The sequence below is a fragment of the Candidatus Poribacteria bacterium genome, from assembly GCA_021295755.1.
Lineage (GTDB): Bacteria > Poribacteria > WGA-4E > WGA-4E > PCPOR2b > PCPOR2b.
Genome location: JAGWBT010000142.1, coordinates 2367 through 5826 on the forward strand (window position 1 = coordinate 2367; position 3460 = coordinate 5826).

A 3460-nucleotide genomic window follows, 5' to 3' on the forward strand; every position below is an offset into this window, starting at 1 on the left:
CGCACTCGTTCAGAAAAGCAATTTCTGTTTGAGGAATCTTTTCCTTGATTAAGTATGCCTGCGTAATTGGTTCGTAGTCCTGATAGCCGTAAACAACTAAAGTGGGTGCGGTAATCCTATCAGCGTTTGCCAGTTGCATTTCATGCTTGAAGTTCGTGGGTGACTCAGCATGTCTAAGATAGCCACCACAGTTCAGATAGAAGTCGATAAACTGCCCCGCAGTCTCACGTGAGTAAAATATGACGCGAGACCATACCCGGATCAAGGCTTCGTCAATCTCGCGTGGAACCACACCTGTTTCAGATCGTGCTTCGTCGTATGACCGCCGAATTGCTGCGAACTCTTCCGGCGAGGTCGGATATGCCATCCGATCTCTATTCGCACTGAATTGAGTGGTCCCGGGCCTACCAAGATGAGATGGGACAGGCGATCAGGATACGCTTGGGCGTAGAGCAATCCCAACCCGCTGCCCCACGAATGGCCTAGCAGTGCCATCTGATCCAACCCCAAATGGTCACGAAGCGCGTCGAGGTCTTGGATGAATTTCTTGATATCCATTACATCCTCGCCGCTCTCAAGCAGTTTCGATTGACCGGATCCGCGTTGGTCGTAGAGGACACATCTGTATTTTTGGGCGAATAGCTCTCCCATTGGACGGTAAAGCAGGTGATCCCAACTACCATGAAGGCAAACTAAGGTCGGTCCTGTACCGATCTCAAACCATGCCATTTCATGCCCGTTCACCTTCAAGGTATGTTCTTTCCAAGCGTGCATCGTTCTCAACTCCGTGCCAATAATTGTGGGGTGTAAAGCAGAAATGAGATGTTAGTATCACATCTTCCTGCGTGAATAGTGCCTTGACAATATTTTCATCAACTTTCTATCGAAGATGTTTCAAGTTCTCGACAGGCTTTCAGCAAAGCCTCTTGAATGTTTAGAAACTCAAGGTATCCGGGAGACAGTGGATATTTTGTAATATCGAACGGCTCCAATGGATTTTCGATTTTCTGCCTTGCAAAGGAATAGAGTGATTTCTGAGCCTCTGTTGCCTCTGGCACTTGGTCAAACGGCATCCGACAATTGTTATGCCATAGTCGGGGATCAACTGCATCTACTATCGCCTGAATCGGTGAAAGTCGGGACTCAAACTTTGAGTTTAAGAATTCAGCTAGCCTCTTAGCCTGCACACAAGGTTCACGCATAATATCTTCATAACCAAGAAAGAGTCGGTGCTGTGCATCTTCCGTGTGCTGTAGTATCAGTGTCATCATGTGCTGCCAACGCAACAAATTCATCGCGACAAACGAAATACGAACTTTCACATTGGACGGCATAATGAACTTCTGCCACGACACTGCGGTGTCGAGAGGGTTGCGAACGGTGATGATATAAATCGCATCGCTCCAAATCTGTTTCCAAAAGGGTAAAAAATGGCTGAGTGCCGGATCCTTCCAAAACCAAGGTCTGCCTTTGTCCATTTGAGACATCAATTCAATAGCTTTCGTTCTATACACAGGATCAGCGGCTTTATCTTCGATTCGCTGTTGGAAGTCACGATCCCACCAAGTTGCCCCGGAAGCGAAATCACCTAACTCTGCCAACAAATCCCATAACGGCAGGAATTCCCAATACCCTCTGGGCGCATGTACATCCGCTTCATGCAACGTTTCGGGTGCCCCGGCATACGCACCCCATCGGTGCACCATCTCAGCAACGACAGAGGTTCCGCTGCGCTCTACACCAAGCACAATAATTGGTAGGTGGCAACTTAGGTCAAACATATTCCTCCACGAAAGATCGCTCGCCCCTCTCCTCCTGTTTCCGCTTCATCTCTGCAATTTCTTGGTCTGTCAGACGCTCTTTGTCCGTCACAACAGTCTGTTCGACTAATTTTAGCTTCAACTCTCGATTGGTCAGCCACTCCCAGCGGGTGGCATTTACTGGGTGGGGATGTGGGTGCACGTCATCAGGACCAATCTCATCGGCAACGGTATAGAGATAACCGGGAGCCACGCCATCATGCTTAACCGTACCGCCTTCGGACTGAGTGAGTAGTGACGGTCTGTGAGAGAACGCTTTCGCCACAATTTTGTTCTGTGTTATTGAACTTCCGACCCTGAGTGTGGTCAATTCTTGCTGAGAGCCGTGATACCATGTCAGCGTATAGTCAAAATCTTGCATCGGTTGTCTCCTGAACGGATACCTAAACGCACAACGGGGGCACGCTGTGCAATTCAGTTCTAATTTGCTTAAGGCGCGAAATCAAATGATAACGCATCCCCCAAAGGCACATATCCAATTTTGGCGTAGATACTGTTAGAAGTTGGATTTGATAAATCAGTATATAGGTTACAAAAAGAGTAGCGATCTGAAAGCAGTTTCTTTGTCAACGACCAAACGCATGAGGTCGCATATCCTTTATTGCGATGCTCCGGCGGCGTGTACACCGTATTGATTGTCGTACCATTTTTCGTTGGTCGGAACTCCTTAGCGATGGAGACCGGACCACCATCATCCCAAATATACAGTTGCCGATTCTTGATGTACTGCTCGACGTTGCTTTTGGCAGAGTCAACATCCACATGCTCACCTACTGCCTCCGAAAAAGCGACAATCCATTGCGTCATGAGTGGATGGTCACTTATACCTGCCAAGCGTAACTTTCCCGGAGACAACGGTACATCAGCCACCGTTTTGGCTTCAAACACACGCATTCGCATAGCCACTTTGGATGAGACACCAGCCATCCCCTCAGTCCAACACTCAGAAAAGGCTTGGGCTTCGGCTGCCGGTCCCACAACGCCCGGTATTGACATATCAATTTCACGTAGGTAGCGTGTCAGATGAACCATAGCTACCTTGACGCTTGTGTCAATTCTGCTCAGGATGAGTCTCCTAGGTGGTGTCACGATTGCCACGCCCACCGCTCTACCTCGATCCAAGATACTCAACAGCAGCGGTGCATCAGGTCCGTCACAGGGTGGTTCTTGGCAAAGTGTGTGAGCCACTCCAATCGGTAAATTGTTTTCACTTTCATTCAATTCCAAGTAGGCACCTGAAATTGAAATGAGCTCGTTTGCGTTGTTGTGAGATTGTATTTTGACCATTTTGTGTCCTAAAATTACCGTTTACGGGCGATAATAGAATTGAAGGTTACGCCTTCACGAGGGTTTAACCTACGGTAGTACTCCAATCTGAATGATTGTTGGACGATTTCAAGGAGCGTCTCCGGTTCCCAAAACGAGAAAAATCGCTTCGGTTCGTATGTATCTTGTTCTAGAATACCTTCAAAATTTTCTCCGCCCCAAAGTCCAAGATACATTAAGCCATTTCCGTTGAGTCGGGTCGCGATCAGACTGAAAATCTGCCCAATATCCTTCTTTGGTATGTGTAGCAGGCAATTCAGCGTATACACTGCGTCAAAGGTCTCATCAATTTGATCGAGGTTGTAGCAATCCAA

General features: G+C 47.8%; 6 protein-coding genes. All 6 read right to left on the reverse strand.

Annotated elements, in window-relative coordinates; translation table 11 throughout:
- Positions 1-292, reverse strand: a 292-nt coding sequence (locus J4G02_18350) for a hypothetical protein (protein MCE2396497.1), incomplete at its 3' end; no start/stop codon positions are given.
- The gene (locus tag J4G02_18355) at positions 262-774 is read right to left on the reverse strand and encodes an alpha/beta fold hydrolase (protein MCE2396498.1); all 513 of its coding nucleotides are present in this window, start codon (positions 772-774) and stop codon (positions 262-264) included. The genes J4G02_18355 and J4G02_18350, both read right to left, overlap by 31 nt.
- Positions 775-872: 98 nt before the next feature.
- The gene (locus J4G02_18360) at positions 873-1781 is read right to left on the reverse strand and encodes a sulfotransferase (protein MCE2396499.1); all 909 of its coding nucleotides are present in this window, start codon (positions 1779-1781) and stop codon (positions 873-875) included.
- The gene (locus J4G02_18365; protein MCE2396500.1) at positions 1774-2181 is read right to left on the reverse strand and encodes a hypothetical protein; all 408 of its coding nucleotides are present in this window, start codon (positions 2179-2181) and stop codon (positions 1774-1776) included. The genes J4G02_18360 and J4G02_18365 overlap by 8 nt, the downstream gene beginning before the upstream one ends.
- Positions 2182-2249: 68 nt before the next feature.
- A complete protein-coding gene (locus J4G02_18370) occupies positions 2250-3107 on the reverse strand; it encodes a GNAT family N-acetyltransferase (GenBank protein ID MCE2396501.1) in 858 nt (285 codons plus the stop codon).
- A gap of 14 nt (positions 3108-3121) precedes the next feature.
- The coding region (locus tag J4G02_18375; GenBank protein MCE2396502.1) for a class I SAM-dependent methyltransferase at positions 3122-3460 on the reverse strand (339 nt) is incomplete at its 5' end.